Annotated in this window: 13 protein-coding genes and 2 pseudogenes; 7 read left to right on the forward strand and 8 right to left on the reverse strand. The window is 51.7% G+C overall.

Going from position 1 to position 16,449, the window contains the following annotated elements; genetic code table 11:
* From G6R15_RS21835 to G6R15_RS21845, 3 genes and pseudogenes are all read right to left on the reverse strand, one after another.
* Positions 1 to 303, reverse strand: a pseudogene (locus G6R15_RS21835) (transposase); the annotation flags it as partial.
* 203 nt (positions 304 to 506) lie between these two features.
* Complete coding sequence (locus G6R15_RS21840) at positions 507 to 1,625, reverse strand: C4-dicarboxylate TRAP transporter substrate-binding protein (protein WP_164662186.1); 1,119 nt, start codon at positions 1,623 to 1,625, stop codon at positions 507 to 509.
* A 65-nt stretch (positions 1,626 to 1,690) separates the two neighbouring features.
* A complete protein-coding gene (locus G6R15_RS21845; protein WP_164662187.1) occupies positions 1,691 to 2,689 on the reverse strand; it encodes a VOC family protein in 999 nt (332 codons plus the stop codon).
* 252 nt (positions 2,690 to 2,941) lie between these two features.
* Here G6R15_RS21845 and G6R15_RS21850 point away from each other — a divergent pair, with 252 nt between their 5' ends.
* Both G6R15_RS21850 and G6R15_RS21855 read left to right on the forward strand, forming a co-directional pair.
* Entirely contained in the window at positions 2,942 to 4,504 is a 1,563-nt protein-coding gene (locus G6R15_RS21850) for an aldehyde dehydrogenase (NADP(+)) (protein ID WP_164662188.1), read from the forward strand.
* Positions 4,505 to 4,993: 489 nt separating this feature from the next.
* Positions 4,994 to 5,812 (forward strand): glutathione S-transferase family protein, encoded by an 819-nt coding sequence (locus tag G6R15_RS21855; protein WP_164662189.1) that lies wholly within the window; start codon positions 4,994 to 4,996, stop codon positions 5,810 to 5,812.
* A 76-nt stretch (positions 5,813 to 5,888) separates the two neighbouring features.
* Here the strand turns inward: G6R15_RS21855 and G6R15_RS22960 are convergent.
* Positions 5,889 to 6,034, reverse strand: a pseudogene (locus G6R15_RS22960) (IS6 family transposase); the annotation flags it as partial.
* Here G6R15_RS22960 and G6R15_RS21860 point away from each other — a divergent pair.
* The 5 genes from G6R15_RS21860 to G6R15_RS21880 all read left to right on the forward strand — a co-directional run bounded on the left by G6R15_RS21860 (position 5,987) and on the right by G6R15_RS21880 (position 10,261).
* Entirely contained in the window at positions 5,987 to 6,133 is a 147-nt protein-coding gene (locus G6R15_RS21860) for a hypothetical protein (protein WP_164662190.1), read from the forward strand. The pseudogene G6R15_RS22960 and the gene G6R15_RS21860 overlap by 48 nt on opposite strands.
* Before the next feature lie 52 nt (positions 6,134 to 6,185).
* Complete coding sequence (locus G6R15_RS21865) at positions 6,186 to 7,289, forward strand: NADH:flavin oxidoreductase/NADH oxidase (RefSeq protein WP_164662191.1); 1,104 nt, start codon at positions 6,186 to 6,188, stop codon at positions 7,287 to 7,289.
* A gap of 579 nt (positions 7,290 to 7,868) precedes the next feature.
* Positions 7,869 to 8,153, forward strand: a complete 285-nt coding sequence (locus G6R15_RS21870) for a YciI family protein (protein ID WP_164662192.1) — start codon at positions 7,869 to 7,871, stop codon at positions 8,151 to 8,153.
* A 33-nt stretch (positions 8,154 to 8,186) separates the two neighbouring features.
* Positions 8,187 to 9,188: an alpha/beta fold hydrolase gene (locus G6R15_RS21875; RefSeq protein ID WP_164662193.1), complete on the forward strand. Its 1,002-nt coding sequence runs from the start codon at positions 8,187 to 8,189 to the stop codon at positions 9,186 to 9,188.
* Positions 9,189 to 9,883: 695 nt separating this feature from the next.
* Positions 9,884 to 10,261, forward strand: coding sequence for a hypothetical protein (locus tag G6R15_RS21880; protein WP_164662194.1), 378 nt, complete (start codon positions 9,884 to 9,886; stop codon positions 10,259 to 10,261).
* Positions 10,262 to 10,405: 144 nt separating this feature from the next.
* On the opposite strand, the gene G6R15_RS21885 is transcribed toward G6R15_RS21880, so the two are convergent.
* The 4 genes from G6R15_RS21885 to G6R15_RS21900 form a co-directional block, all read right to left on the reverse strand.
* Complete coding sequence (locus G6R15_RS21885; RefSeq protein ID WP_164662195.1) at positions 10,406 to 10,936, reverse strand: HXXEE domain-containing protein; 531 nt, start codon at positions 10,934 to 10,936, stop codon at positions 10,406 to 10,408.
* Between the two features lie 323 nt (positions 10,937 to 11,259).
* Entirely contained in the window at positions 11,260 to 11,763 is a 504-nt protein-coding gene (locus G6R15_RS21890) for an OsmC family protein (RefSeq protein WP_164662196.1), read from the reverse strand.
* An 813-nt stretch (positions 11,764 to 12,576) separates the two neighbouring features.
* Positions 12,577 to 13,316, reverse strand: a protein-coding gene (locus G6R15_RS21895) for an IS5 family transposase (protein ID WP_240336840.1) whose coding sequence is annotated in 2 segments (ribosomal slippage) — positions 12,577 to 13,025 and positions 13,025 to 13,316 — 741 coding nt in all. Because the reading frame shifts where the segments join, the coding sequence is not laid out codon by codon here.
* Between the two features lie 635 nt (positions 13,317 to 13,951).
* Positions 13,952 to 15,700, reverse strand: a complete 1,749-nt coding sequence (locus tag G6R15_RS21900; protein WP_164662197.1) for an extracellular solute-binding protein — start codon at positions 15,698 to 15,700, stop codon at positions 13,952 to 13,954.
* Positions 15,701 to 16,449: the final 749 nt, after the last annotated feature.

Genomic DNA, 16,449 nt, shown 5'->3' on the forward strand with positions numbered 1-16,449 from the left:
CTGCTCACCGTGCCCGGCGGCCAAACCGGYCATCATCCGGGCGAAGATGCCCTTTTATCGCTCCACCGCTTCCAACGGTTGTACAGCGTCTTGTGAGGGCCATAGGCGGCAGGTGCGTCACGCCATCGTAAGCCATTGCGATTGGTGAAAATAATTCCACTTAATACACGACGGTCAACCCTCTCGGGACATCACTGCGTGATGCCCTGCCGGGCAGTGAACGCGTGGCTTGCCGTGGGACTTTGGAAAAAAGGGTTCAAGACGCGCCATCTGGGCGTCGCTCAACCAGAAAAGATCAGACATATTCACCGCTCATTTTTGCAGCGGTGAATCATGCAGCCGGTGGAAATCAATGGGTCCTGACCCTAATTCGCCTAGTGTTCTTGCCGTTTTAGGATTCGGATAGAGTGGTTGGAAGGAAGAGGGGTCACCTCAAACCTCAACAAAAAAACGCTGCCGGTGTTCCGGCAGCGTTCAAAAGCAATCTACATAAAATCTCTATACAGTTACATTCCGTAGCTTTCGAAATCAACCTTGGACCAAATCTGCTTATTGATCTCGGCAACAATCGCCTCTGGATCGTTGTCCAAGTCATCACAGATCTCAGCCCACTTTTTGTAGAGTTCCTGTAGTCGAGCGTGCTTGACCCCCGCATCGTCGATGCCATAAGTCTGCATCGCCAATGTGGCAGCCGTTTCTAGGTCTCGCACCGCAAAATCGGCAACAAAACTGGCAAACTCACTGTCAGGTTCTACAAATTCGATCCCGATTTCCTCGGCCTCTTTTTGCGCGGTCATCGACATTTCGTCCCAACGCTGTGTGAAGTCCATGTTTGCGCGCGTCGCCGCTCTAACAATCGCTTTCCGGTCCTCAATGCTCAGTGAACTCCAGACGTCGATCCCAACGGTGAAAGTCGACGAAGTCGGCTGAGTGCCGAACGAGATGGTATTGACATGTTTCGCAACATCCATCAGGCGCTGCCCGATCAGATCGCTGATAGAGCCAATAGAGACATCAATCGTGCCTTGCGACATAGATTCGAAAACGTCATTGGCCGACACAGTAACTGGAACCGCACCAAGCGCTTCTGTCAATCGTGCGAAAGGTCCAGAGGTTGCTCGAACCTTAAGACCTTTTAGATCTTCGAGAGACCGAATGGGTTCACGCGATAGAAGGTTGTACGCACTGGTCGAACCGCTGGCCAGAAACACGCCGCCATAATCTGCCATCTCTCTTTGACATTCGTCGCAGGTGACGATGTATTCCGTAATAGCTGCCGTTACCGCGCTTGCATTGCGCCCCAACAAACTCATATTGGTCGTTAGAGTGATTTCAGGGAAATCTGACGGGAAATAACTGGGTAGAAGCAGGCCAATATCGATCAAACCACCCTTCAATGCACTGCGCATCTCCTTCAACCCGACCACATCCATCCCATAGAGTTTGCCTGTCAACCTTCCGTCTGACTCTTCGGGCAGATAGCTCTCAAATGGAATATAGAGATGCGTCATTGCCGGGTGGCTCGGCGGCGAGGCCGAACCCAAGCGTAGGCTTCGCATGTCCTCCGCAGACGCAGGAAGCGTGAGGGCCAGCATTAAAAGCGCAGAGTTGAGTATCTTTTTCATCTAGTTTTCTCCTTCGGGTGAACAGTCGCGCGCCCTCAGCTTTCACCGTGAGCACTCAGAAATTTTCATTTCTGGTGTGCCTGTTGCCACCAAGCACAGTTGATTCCATTGTCGATGAAATTGTGATCGGCGACGTAGACTGGTTCCTGCACGCCGTCTGCAGCGGCGGCCATTCGCAATTCCTTGGCTTTTGCGCGACCTTCGTCGTCTAGCCAGGAGCGTTCGTGCCCCCACAGGCTTGGTCCAACCTTAAGCTCGAAAGGTTCCCAGGTGTTCACATCGATCAGCTTGCCGCCCCAGCCATACTCCATCAGAAACTTAGACGGAGTGCGGGTGTAGAACGATGTCATGAAGTCGTTACTATGGCGGCCAAGCGTGGTCGCAATTTTCTCAGGGTCTTCGAGTGCAATGTCATATCCTTGGCCAACATCATCAAGTTGATAGAGTTCCATCATCATATGATGGACATCGGAGTTCGCCCCTTCAATCAGTGCTAAACTGTGGTGACGTGGATTGATGTGATAGAAATTTGCTCGAAACGGTGCGGTTACGTAGTCGCTTAGACCGAAGCCAAGAACATCAGTGTAAAACTTATGTGCGGTATCCAGATTATCTACGTAAATGGCGATATGCCCAAGGCCCAAAGGGCCGGTAACGAACCCTGATATTGCCCTTGATGGCACAAAGTCGTCGTCAGCAACCTCAGCCCCATAAAACACCTCTAGCCTGTTGCCTGCTGGGTCAAGAAAGTAAACTCCATCGGTGACGGCCCGCTGTGCGCACAGGGCACGAGGCATCTTAAAAAACTCTGTCCCGGCCTTCTCGAGCCGATTGCAGATGGCGTCCAGCGCCCCGAGGTCCTCTGCCTCCCACCCGAAGAACGAAACCCCGCCGCCTGAGCCGGGTTCGATCAAAATACGCTGCTTGCGGTCGTCCATCCGAAAGGCGAGAGTGTCGCGAGTACTATCAACCATTTGGAGACCCAAAAGCTCGGTCCCATACTCCTTCCACCCGGGCAAATCAGAACTCCGACAACCGACGTAACCAAAAGAAGAAAGAGCCATTACGACCTCCATATTTACATTCAGCGCATTCCCCTAGCCTGCTATTTTTTGAGCTAGACTGTTCCTTCAAGTTCTAGGCTCAAGGCTTCTAACAGTGAAGGAAGCATCCTGTCGCGTTCACCACGTAAACGCGAAACTTGCGGCATGTAACGCTTTTTAAATGCTTGTGTTAGCTGCTCGATAGCGAGATGTTTCTGAAACGCCAGTTTTGTCCAAACATCGTTTCAACCATTCAACCCAAACGGTGGACTCATGAAACCAACTGGAAGATTTTTTGTCGGGGATATCGAAAAAATTGGTGTCGGGGAACCTTTCAAGGGCGTCGACACACTGACGGGCGAGCACTTTGGTGTCGACTATTTCTCCTCGTCCGAAGAAGACATCTTTGCGGCCTGCAAATTGGCCGATGCTGCATTTGACGAGTTTCGCTCGACATCACCATCAGTCAGGGCGAAGCTGCTGGAAAGCATCGCGAAAGAAATCGATGGTCTGGGCGATGCACTCGTTGAACTCGCGTCTAGGGAAACGGGGTTACCGGCTGCTCGTATCACAGGCGAACGCAACCGAACGACGGGACAATTGCGGATGTTCGCCAAGCTTCTTCTAAATGGCGGACCCATTGAAGCAAACATTGTTCCGGCAGACCTCGAACGGCGACCATTGCCGCGTCCAGACCTTCGCAGGCAGTTTATCGGGGTTGGCCCTGTGGCTGTGTTCGGTGCCAGCAACTTCCCTTTGGCGTTTTCGGTTGCGGGCGGCGATACTGCTTCAGCGCTTGCGGCCGGGTGCCCCGTCGTTGTCAAAGCCCATCCTGCCCATCCCGGTACGTCGGAACTTGTGGCGCGCGCGGTTCTTAAGGCTGTTCGAAGCATGAGTATGCATCAGGGCATCTTCTCAATGGTCGCTGGGTCCGACCATGACATTGGGAAGTGTCTCGTCGCTCATCCAGCAATTAAATCCGTGGGGTTCACCGGTTCTCAAAAAGGGGGCCTTGCATTGGTGACGATTGCACAAAACCGACCCGAACCAATTCCCGTTCACGCCGAAATGGGGAGCGTTAACCCCGTCTTCCTGATGCCGGGGGCGCTATCATCTCGTCCCGTCCAAATTGCCAAAGAGTTCATTGCTTCACTGACCGCAAGCGCGGGCCAGTTCTGCACTAACCCAGGCCTAGTTGTTGCGGTAGATGGTCCGGACCTCGAACGTTTTTTGGATGAGGTACGGAAAGAAGTTTCTACGCAAGAGGCGCAACCCATGCTCACGACCGCAATTCATGGGAACTATGAAGCAGGTGTTGCCCGATCGAAGGAAAATGACTCAGTCGAAGTTATTGCACGAGGTGTCGAGAGTGACACGAGATACGGTTGCGTTCCAACGGTCCTTCGAGTTGAAGCGAACTCAGTAGAGGACAATGCAACTCTAGTTGAAGAGAATTTTGGCGCGTCTTCTGTTGTGATTGTGTGTCAAAACTCAAACGAAATGCTCGAGTTCGCTCGAAAGTTGGAAGGCCAGCTAACCGCGACCCTACACTTGGAACGCTCAGATTGGGACTCGTCCCGCAAGTTGATTCCGGTTCTCGAGAAAAAAGCCGGCAGGATTGTTTCAAACGGCTGGCCGACAGGGGTTGAGGTGAACACGGCAATTATTCATGGCGGGCCTTACCCGTCGAGTTCTGACGGCCGGACTACATCAGTCGGTCCGTTGGCTATTCGGCGATTCTTGAGGCCAGTCTCATACCAGAACTTCCCACAGGAACTTCTTCCGGAGGCTCTCCGGGACAGCAATCCGTGGAGCATTGCTCAAGAAAAGTCATGAAACATCAAATGTTTAGCTTCAATCTCTAGGATTTCTGTTGCGATCTTGGCCACTGGACCGGCAAGTACCGAACAAGCCAAGTCACGTTTAGCAATTACCGGTCGTCCTATATTTCTCCCCGTGGACGATCAATTGGCGGCATCGGATACTCCGGTGCCGCCTATTGGATTCGGGAGGACCTCATACGTGAACTGAATATCGGGTGAGATCTGGAGTCCCTGCTTGCCGAGGAGAAAATCAAGGCTAGATTCCCTCGTCTTTCCCATTCCGGTTGTTGCAGAAGTCAACAGCGCGCAAAAGATTTGGTCGGGTGGGTGTGGAGTCCCATTCCTGAGAGCTCTCGATCCAATTTCCGTGTTCACCATGCAAACGCGTCTGGATAGAATGTGGGAGCGCGGAGGCCATGGCGCTAGCATAAAAGCGAAAGTATCTGAGAGCCGTAGCCCAAAAGCCGGCGTTCACAATCGACTGCCAGAAAGGGCTGACACGATGGTCACATTGTATCACTATGCGGGAGCAACTTGCGCCACGAAGACACTTCTAACGCTATATGAGAAAGGAGTGGCATTCGACGAGGAAATCGTCACACCTCAGCGCCTCGATTCAGAGGAATACAGACGGCTCAATCCCGACGGCGTTGTGCCAACGCTAGTCGATGGCGGGACTGTACTGAACGAATCGTCGGTAATAATGGTCTATATCGACGAAGCCTTCGAGGGCCCAGTGCTCACGCCACAGTCTCCTGCGTTGCGAGCGCGCATGAACTGGTGGCTCAAGACGGTTGATTCCGCCTTCGATGCACTGCGCGTCTTCTCATTTGCTATTTTTGTGCGGGACAAATTGGCGTCACTTGCACCCGATGTGCTAGAGAAAAAACTACAACAGATACCGTATTACGCTTGGCGGGAAGAGCGTAGGCGTCTCGTAGCCGACGGGCCCTATGCCGAAGACGCACTACCGGCAATCCAGCAGATAGTCGCGCTACAGGCGAAAGCAGAACGTGCCCTGCAAGACCAGGCCTATCTGGTTGGGGACTACACGCTCGCGGACGCTGCCCTTACTCCATTCATCAACCGGTTCGAGCGTCTCGGCGTCATGCTGAATGCGGACCAGGCTCCAAATCTTGCTGAATGGTGGAGCAGGATGAAGGAGCGGCCCTCCTACTCCGCGGCCATCGCGGACAGGACCACCCAAGCTTCGCTGGATGCCGCAAAGGCCGGTCGTGAGCGGTTCGAGGACAGAATCAATGAACTCCTCGAACATAAGGAGTGTCAGCGGGCACTTCGCGATTTCCAATCCCCGGAGTGAAATGCCGGGGTGCATATGGTCTGCAATAGTATTCCGAGTCACCGCTCAGTTCAATCAGAACAAGAGTAATAAACGCCCATTTGCTGAACGTCGTATGATCAAAGTGTACACCGCGTTCAGCTAAAATCTCCTCAAAATTTTGTTCACCGAATACCGCAAGTAAAAGTAGGTAGCGTGCAAAAGGACATGTTTTGGGAAATGATTTCCCTTGAGCGAAATCATGATGGGCGGCGCTTAATGGCTTTTGGTTTGGGCTACACACTATCCATTATGGATATTCAAAAATCCCAGTTGGCGATTCAAATTGATACTATCCGGTAAAGCACCTGTTGCCGCCTCTTTTGGCTGCATTATCACAAAGGACAATGACTGCATGACCTCCCAACTCTTTTCATCCGCAAAGCTGCGCGGCTTAACGCTCAACAACCGGATCGTCGTTTCGCCCATGGCCCAATACCAGGCTAAGGATGGAAACGTGAATGACTGGCACCTGATGCACTATGGTTCGCTTTCTATGGGGGCGGCCGGTCTTGTCATCTCGGAAATGACGGACGTATCCGAGGTCGGTCGGGTCAGCTATGAATGCGCTGGCCTTTACAACGACGACAACGAGGCGGCCTGGAAGCGCATCGTCGATTTCGTCAAGGCTAAGGGAGTTGCCAAATTTGGCGTTCAGCTCGGACATGCCGGCCGCAAGGGTTCGACAGTGCCGCCCGCCAAAGACGGCCTCCCGCTGACAGAGGAACAGGGCGCGTGGGAAACCATCGCCCCGTCGGCGATTCCTTTCGCCGAAACCTGGCATACACCTCGTGAGGCGACAACGGAGGATATGGCCGAAATCAAGCAGCAATTCGTCGACGCGGTGATCCGGGCCGATCGCGTTGGCTTTGATCTGGTCGAGCTACACGCAGGCCACGGCTACCTGATCAACCAGTTCCTTTCGCCAATTACTAACCGGCGCACCGACGAATATGGCGGCAGTCTGGAAAACCGCATGCGCTTCCCGCTGGAAGTGTTCGAGGCCATGCGCGCTGCCTGGCCCGAGGATAAACCGATGGGTGCCCGTGTGTCGGCGACCGACTGGGTCGAAGGCGAAGGGTTCACCCCAGAAGAAGCCACGCAGTTGGCGCTGGAACTGAAAACGCGCGGAATTGAGTACGTCGATATCTCCGGTGGAGGTCTGGACCCGCGCCAGAAGCCGCCGTTTGGTGTTGCATACCAAGCCTCCATGGCCGAACAGGTGCGAGCCGGTGCCGATATCACGACGATGACGGTTGGCTTGATTGCTGATCCGCATGTCGCCGAAGATCTGATCGCCAGCGGCAAGACGGACTTCGTCAAGATCGCACGCGAAGCGCTCTACAATCCCCGCTGGGCGTGGCATGCAGCCGTCGAACTGGGAGAAGAGACCCAGTACCCGGGCGGGTATTTTGCTGCTCAGCCAAAATTCCGGCCATGGGTTTTTCAAAAGAGCTAAATAGGGCATTCGTTGCTTTCGGTTGCTCGATTGGTCTGAGCCGGGCCACTTGTGCGTGACAGGGTTTGGGTCTTGCGTCCCCCCAAATGTCATGGTGTCACCAAGTGCCCGGTTGGGACTTTTCGCACAACCGACTTGTCCAGCAACGTTCAAGGGTGTCCATGTTCGCCGTAGACCTCAATTGGCTACCTGGTCGACGTTGCATGTGATTTATTTCCGTAATGGGCATTAGATGCTGGCCTGTGAGGTGGATCGAGAATGTCAAAAGTGGATATCTTTGATCGTAAAACCCAGCCTGCGGAAGATACTTGTACTTCCAAAGAGGAAACTGAACGAACAATGCTGTCGCCAAACTATTACCCTCACCTTGATCATCGGGCCCGGTTGCGAAAGCGGTGAATGGAGGAAGTACGATGTCGATCGAGCCTCATGGTCCGATTACAACCGATTGGCTTGAAATTTCTTTGCTCGGCACCCGCCTTAAATAGCCGGTAAAGAGTTGTTTCACGCTGGCATTCCACCACGGCACTGCACACCAAAGTGCACTCACAAAAAATTCAATCTGAACGGGAGGACAGAATGCTGTTTATTCGCTTATGCATCGATAGGCCTTACATGCGAGAATTACGAGAAGAAAATCGCACCGAACATCGGGCGTATCTTCAATCAAGCACGGTGGCCAAGCTGATCCAAGCTGGCCCTCTGCTGAACGACAATGGTTCGGGAGACAATATTGCCAGCTTCATGGTGATTGAGGCGGACAGTCTCGAAGCCGCGCAAAAGTACCATGATGACGATCCATTCACCAGGGCCGGCATCTATGAAAAGTCATACATCCACGAATGGGAAAAGCACTTTGGTTAACTGAAGTGCGATGTGAAAAGGAGGACACAACCAATGATTGAAAGTATGCAGTACAGTGAAGTTCCGCAAAGGGCTCGCGAAATCCTAAAGGATTTTATGCCAGATGAGCAGAAGATCAAAGAGCGCGTTGGCTACTTTGAAAGTGTACAGCCTCGTCCCGAAGACCAGGATGGCGATACCGAAACTTTAGGTGGGGTAGAATATACACACCATATAGTCTGGGCAGATGGCGACTTCGAGCAAATCAAATGGCACTACGTCGAGGCTGGCCCGAAGGATGGCGAGGTAGTAGTTTTTCTGCATGGTGTTCCTGACACATGGTTTATGTGGCACAATCAGATGTCTGCGTTGGCAGATCGCTATCGAGTTATTGGCGTTGATCTGAAAGGGTATGGACAGTCCAGCAAAGAAGTCGGCGACTATTCACACCAAGGTGCAGCACGTCAGCTGATGGCTATGCTTAGCAAGATCGGGATTGATAAGTTCAACCTTGTCACGCATGATCGGGGGTCAGTACAGGGCGACTACATAACGTCTGAGTTCCCCAATCGAGTTCTGCGCTACGGACGCGGCGAACAGCACCTGTTCCACTTCCACCCCGATCTTGCCCCTCAAGGGCCGATCTTGGCAAATGCGCCGTGGAGCGGAAAGCTGGACGACGCGAAAAAATTTGCTATCTGGCTTTATACATGGGTCACGAAGTTTCCGATTCCTGATGAAGATATGATCCGTGTGATTCAGGAATTCTCCTTCCCAGAAGCCAACAAAGCCATCACGCGCTATTTCAACACTATGTCGTTCCGCCAGGAGTGGATTGATCGCCGTCGACGCCTTTTAGGTTCGTGGACTTGTCCGGTTTTGATCATGCAAGGCTATGACAGCAAAACGCAACCGCGCGAATTCTATGAAGACGCGCGCACGTACATCCCAAACGCTAAGGACGTTGGTGTTGAGTTTGTTCCTGGGGGTCACTTCTGGTCGCTTGAAAGCCCGAAGGAAACAACCGCAGCGATCGAGCGCCTGCTCAAAATGTGATCCACTGGGGCGGAGTTGTTACCCCGCCCCACTTCTTCGTCTCTTGAAAAGGGTAACGTGGTTATCCGGGCCGTGTGCGGGTTCGGCAGGCTGAACTGATCCAGTTTGCTTGGACCGGCTACAGAAAGGTGAACAGACATCTGAGAAGCAGATCAGACGTATGATGCGGTTGATGACCCCCAAGCCAGTTTACCGGAAATCCAGCACGATCAAGGCGACCAAGAAACACAGCTGATTACCCAGCTACTGCTCGGGTTGCGACTGGATCAGCCCAATCATGTTTGGTGTGCCGATATCACCAATTTTCTGATGCTGCCCAGCATCCCTTATCTCTAGGCCATCATGGGTTGGTACACAGGCGAGATTTCAGCGAACGGATTTACCCGAGGCCAAAACACGCGTGCGCCGATCCGTCCGCCTAGGAGACCGGATCAAAGGAAAATCGGCGGTTGGACCCCTACCGTCACAAATACCCGCGCTCCTCACTTCGCAGTCAACCACCCGCAGGGAATTGTTGGCAGTAGAGAGAAACAACCATTCCTGGTCACAAGGGACGAAAATGGCAAAAATACGCAAATACCTGTCCAAGCATTGGAAAGTAGCTCAGATGGCAAGTCGAGCTGATAATGGTTTCAATGAGCAATATATTGTAAAAGCGGCGAAAATTTCTAAATTTTGTAAATGGAGTACAGGCTATGACCTTTGCTAAAATTGCCGCTGGTTTGTATGCGATTTGGGGGGTGCTACATTTAGTTTCCGCTTGGCAGGTGACTTCCCTCGGGCTCAGACTCGATGCGGATGAGGTCCAGGGTCGGCTCTATCAGACAGCGTTTTTCCTAGCCTTCTTTGCAGTGCTCGCCATCGCGACTGCGTGGTTCAGCTGGCGGAACGCGCCCACAGCTTATTGGATCAATGCCATCGGCACGTCGGCCACTGACATCCCGTTTCTCCTATTTCTGGTCGTACCAGGCCATGTCGGCCCGCCCGCCAGCTTTGTGGGACCGATCCTCTGGGTGTTTGCACTGATCTTCGCCACACTAGGCCGTCGGTCGGCTTTAGCCCTCCGGACCTAACAGCTTGATGCGTTCACAGATCAGATCAACCAGTGGTTGACTGAGGACATTCCAACAGGGTTCTTCCGACAAACGAGACTTCCGGCCTCAGCCGGAAGTCTTTCACTTTCTACACCCAGCTAACTTGGGAGTAGAAGCAGTTGATTAAGCAGGTTTACTTGCCATTATCAAAACCCCAGCCTGAAGAAAGACCGCGATGATAAGCGAGACGGCATGCATCGTTAGCGTGGCCGGGATCGAAGAGAAAATCCAAACCGAACATGGGATGAACAGTAGAATGGCTGTCCAAAGACCTGGATTTGGTTTCTTAAGCTTAACCAACCAAATGATGTGAAGGAGCGCATTGGTGATCATCAAATGGGCCGCAAACACGCCCCAGCCAGTGAAGGCTGCTTCAATATAAAAAATTGCCAGGATCAAGAACCAAACAAAGATTACGTTGCCAACCCAGACCTTAAAGGGAGTAACGCCTTTTTTGTCCTCCCCCATCATACCCTTAATGAATTTGGAAAAGCGATTGTTATCATGTTCCTCAAATTGATGAGCCATGTACACAGGAAGAGACAGGTAAAGTGGAAGGGCAATCGTTGACCCAATAAACGGATAAAGACCGATGAGCAGCAACGCGATCGGTGGAGTGGCATAGACCCAGTTTTGAAAATGGCGGTTTAACATTCTGTCGCTTACCTCTGTCGTGCTTGTCTTCAAGCCAATATATACTAGCTAAGACCCACCCTCGTGAGTTCCATTTTATCCATTTTCGATATTTCTTTTGAGGCCAAAACAAAGAGTGGTTGGCTAGCGCTTAACCTGCCCCGTGGCTCCCTTGTTTCACAACGAGAGTTAAGGGATTGGATCGCATATTCCTTGGCTTCGTTTAGGACAATCGCGCCGCGCGCGAAGCGCACAAATTTCTCAAGCATTGCCTCCTTTTCAGTTGTGCAGATCCCGCTGTTTAACATTGGGAACGTCCTATTTCGACAACACGATATTGATAGTCAAAGAGAAGTCCATCCTCCTTCTCGTTTCAGTCGATGCTGAATTCTATTGGATTGCATCAAAGTTTGCTCAACAAAACAGCCTTTTTTGGCGGCATCAACGAGACGCAGTAAATCTCCCTCGGATGCATCGCTGTCGATATCCACATCTACCGAGAAGCCTTTAGGTTGGGTTTCGTATGGGTTGCGCCCAATCTGGCGACCCTTCCACTGAAGCTTTGCGTTAACTTTTACGTCGCGAATTGGGATTTGCATTCGTTTGGAAAAGGCTCTGATCTGTGTCATCAAACAACCGACTAAAGCGGCGCCAAAATAGGCGAGGGGAGGCGGAGCCGTGTTTTCACCGCCGTGAAAAACTCCTTCGTCGGTCGCCAAAGAGAAGGTCTCGCTGTCATTGCCGCGTTTCACCCAGGTTAGGTCAACTTTGTTGCGCATTCTTCCGACAGCAGTGCCTTTTGCTTCAAAGACGACATCAAACTCTGTAACTTTGAGACTCTCATTCATTGGTTTACTCCTCAGGCCTACTCTAGTTTAGGCCTTCCCATTCTGTGTCCCGTTCACATGAGGCGCAGGCATCTTCCGGAACGTTGTCCATTCCGGGTAGCGCGAAGCCGACATTGTGAGTGGAAAACTTACTGTAATGAACAATCCGCCAGATTTCGAAACAGCAATCATTACTGGTTAGCCTAAATCTCGGTGACTGCCCGGAAGGTTTGGGGCCGTTACACTACGAAACTCGACCGGATAGAGATAGAAGAGATCAGTCATTGAGAACTCCAGTGGCTGGATTTTGGCCAGAAAACGTTTTGTCAGGCCGAGTAAGAATACATAATTTTGCTACAACTAGCATTAACAGGGCAAGTGGGGTCGCGTCGGCAAAGATATCCAACAAGGATATTTCATGGTCATGCAGGTTGTTCCGTAATGACTTAGCGGACGGCGTCAAAAGTGTGATGAGCAGGTCGATTTCAACTGTAGTTATGGTACTTGGGGGGTGCAATAAACGGAGTCGCTGTAGCGTCAAGCCCACGCCATCCGGACTGGGTGGGGTTTAGATTTTTGTTCGGCAGTTTCATCTTGCAGTAAAATTAGTAAGAGCCCCAGGAATGCCGATCGCTCTCAAACCTTAGACCCAAGGCAATTTCAGGTCCGTACCCGTGAATGTTCCCCGTGGGAGTGATGGGCTCTTTGGGTAGCAATGAAGGGCCTTGATCACCCGCATCTGCCCGAGAGGCTTCGTTGGAAGATTTTTTGTTTGTTTGCAATGTCGGAAAACCTGCAGTCAGACAATCAAAAACCTGCCGGTCCAAGTTTAGGTCATGTTGACAAAAGACGGAGCCAAAGGCGGATTGACGCAATGTCGATGAAGCCGAGGTAGCTCTCGGCAGTCTTGTCATAGCGCGTAGCGACGCGACGGGCGTTCTTGAGCTTGTTAAGACAGCGTTCGACTAGGTTGCGAAGGCGATACAGCGAGTGGTCCACACCGACACGTATCTTGCGGCACTTGCGCATGGGTATCTGAGTCAACACGTCCCGCGCTTCCATCTTTTCCCGAATGTGGTCAGCATCACAGCCTCTGTCAGCCAACAGAACGCTCGGCTCGGGAAGGTTATTTTCCATGATCAGATCAAACGCCAGATAGTCGAATGTCTGATCCGGGGTGATTTCCGTTCTCGTTGGCAGGCCTGCGGCGTTGACGCGGAGGTGGATCTTGGTCGTGAAGCCACGTCTTGAGCGGCCGAAACCTTGTCGCGGAGTCCCCCTTTAGCGCCCGCTGCCTGATGATGTGCGCGAATTACAGTGCCGTCGATCATTTGCAGGGCGTCTGGCACCGCCCCGCTTTCGTTCAGGGCCTCCATTATGTCTTCCCAAAGCCCGGTCAACGTCCAACGTTGAAAATGGCGATACACGCTCGACCACTTTCCAAATTCATCCGGTAGGTCCCGCCACGACGCACCAGTTCGCGCAATCCAGAAAATCCCATCAAGAACAAGCCGATGGTTCGTGGGTTTGCGTCCATTCGGGGCGGGGACAGCCAGGATGAAGCACTCAAAGATCGCCTATTCCTCGTCCGACATCAGTTTTCGTGCCAAGCTGATTACCATTGCAGATACCAGCTTGAATCACTATCAGAGCGCCGTGTGAATCCCTTTTGTCAACACGACCTAGGCCTTTTGCTTCGAGCAGTGTAACGTAACTAATGCTTGGCAATAGCAATTTATTTTGGGGAATCCGAACGACAATACCGATATCTTTTTGCGCGCATTCCAGTTCACCAAAGCGAAGTAATGACGGTGTCGGCGATCTGGGTCATCCTTGGTTCGTAGTTTTAGGTTGTTGTTAGTCGCCATTCCAATTGGGGAACACAAGCTTCCCAGAAAGTGCATGCTCAGGACGCTTTGGAGCCATAGCCAAACAACGCTGAATTTGTTCAGCGGAATTCACCGGTCTCGAGAAGAGTGCAAAACTGGTGGCAACGATCAATGCACTCATCAGCGTGGTTACGAATTTCACACAAACACCTTCTTCATGGTTTAGCCAAACAAGCACAAAAAGTCAGAGTCCAGCTTGAAGTTCACCTCCGCTTCAGGATACGCGGAGGAAAAGGCAACGGTGTCGATAGATTTATCCGTAGTGGATTTTCCCGCTTACAGTTTTTTAGATTAAGTTCTGAAAATTACCGCTTTCCGAGTTAGTAATGCCCAGCCCGCCGCATGACTTGATCCGCATCTGCTTGCGCAAGAGCAAGAGCTTCATCCACGGTCAATTCGCCTGAAAGCGCGGAGTGAATACGATTTCCTAGTACAAACTCAATCTCGCGATACTCAGGTATTGGGGGGCGTTGCCAAGTACATAACAAGTCTCGTTTTGCGAGTGAATCTACAAATCGGACAATTGGGGAAGAGGCATTCACTTCAGGATCCGCCGCCACACTGAAACGCGGAGCAACTGGCAGACCATTGGTGACATGCTGCTTCATTGCTTCAGGCGACACCATCCAGGAAATTGCTTCGAATGCCAGTTTTGCTCGAGCATCGGAAATGCTGGATGGGATGCACAAAAGGAAGCCGCCTACAGGGTTACCACTCATACCAAAAGCACTTTTGGGTTGGGGTATGAACTGGGTTCTGCGCTTCACCATTGAGCCGACGTCTTGGCCAAACCGCGATGCCCGCATTGACCAACAATAGGCCATGGCCACTTCACCGTTCAGGAATGCGCTCACACGCCTGTTCCACCCCATTTCAAGAATGTCAGGTGGTGAGATTTCCACAAGGCGGCGCATGTAATCAAGAACAATGCGGGCTTCTTCGCAGTCAATATTCGGACGCAGCTGCTCTGGTGTGAGGCTGGCCCATTGGTAGTATCTTCGTGCTTTCGGAAGGTTTAGTATAGGTGCGCCGCAGCACCCCATCAGAATCATAAAGCTGGACGCGATCGGCATCCCTCGTGCGCCGTTCCAGGCCACGCCGTAGAACTCGTTTTCTGGCTCGTGAAACTGCCGACCAATTTCGATGACCTGTTCAAAGGTGCGCGGCGCCTCCAGACCGCGGCCCTCAAGTAGGTCCCGACGGATTGCGAGGCTCTCAACCGTCAGGTATATGGGAATGCCATATTGACGGTCAGCCCACTGTCCGGCAGACCACACCGCGGGGTGGAAGTCCATCGGACGGATGTTCTCCTTGGTTATGAATTCATCGAGTGGTCGAAGCTGGCCTGTTATGGCAAATTCTCCCAGCCAAGGCATATTGAGAGCTACAACATCGAAAGGAGAACCCGAAGATTCAAAAAGGGTCTTCAACTCCGAGTGAAGGTCGGGAAGTCGCTTTAGGATGAAGCTGCGACGAGATCCCAGACTATTACGATAGTCCGCCCACATGTTGCGCATGGCACTGAAATAGTTGTCATCATGGAGCAGGAACTTCAGTTCTTCATCGGTTTCGGCCAACTTACTTTGTAACGGCGCAGGAGGCATGATTTCACGCGCAAAATCGGCGCCGCCTAGATAGAATTCATCAACATTGTCCTGACTTCTAGCACCTACCGTACGAGCAAGAGCAGATTTCACCTGGGTGACAAACTTTGTGAAGTCGGAATAAAGCTCGGGGCTAGGTTGTAAAAAATAGGACTTTCTTGAAGAACTGCGGTAAACCTTATCGATCTGACCCGCATCAATCATAGTATGAATACGCCTCTGCGCCGTGCCATAGGGAATACCAGAAGCTTCAATCAATGTACTGACAGATACTGGTCGTCCTACCAAGTAGTTTTCGATCAAAAAAAGAACGATGTTCCAGTTGGGGTCAGGTTGGCTTGCCGAAACGTGAGCGTCAAAAGGCGTTCTTGTTTTTTGAAGAAACCGCAATATTCGTAGTATTTCGACTTCGCTAACATTGCCTAAGTTTCGGCCGTCATCTGCGTTTTGTTTACCTTGCTCCATTGCGCCTCTCAAGCAATTTGACTCCCGAGTCCGTTACTCCGTCCACGTCTAAGATCGACGACTTGCGGGGCCGCATTTTATACATAGTAAGTCAAGAGTACCCCAAATCCAAAAGGATGTCCAAATTGGATATCTTGAATATCCGGATGCAATGGCGTGGTGAGTTCCGGAGTTCCCCAGATCAAATAGGACACTGAAGCGATTTGGACGTACGATGAAGTGATCCCAGAAAGTCGGCCAGTCGACTAGGTTCAAGACCCACAGCCAGAATATGACCGCAACTATGAGAGCGATAGTCGAAGAGAACACCGTGGGGCATCCGTCGTAGCAGGTTGCTGCAACTCCAATCACTCAAGTGGCCAAGTATGATGTCGATACGGTCGCGGCGTTTGTATCGACGTCGTCATAATTTGCCTCCCTTAACGCGCAAATCTTGCCTGGAATGCAGGGCGGTATACCCTTGCCAGCAAGGATTTCGCAATCCTCTTGCAAAACTAAAATACCAACAGCGCATCGCAACACTTTATGACAAATGCGCCCACAAATACCGCTCTGCCATCGCTCTCGCAGCAACAATCATCTTCTAGATGTAAGGCCGGACCCTAGCCTCCACTTGAGTTTCTGGGAAAATGTCGAAAATGGATAACATTGGCCGAATGGGGCGGGTTTTGGCGGATATCTATTGATTTGTAGAGAAATCAAAACACACATCGCCGTCGCCTGCCTGCTGTCCACTCGTAGAAACAAGG

Source organism: Tropicibacter sp. Alg240-R139 (assembly GCF_900537075.1).
Taxonomy (GTDB): Bacteria; Pseudomonadota; Alphaproteobacteria; order Rhodobacterales; family Rhodobacteraceae; genus Falsiruegeria.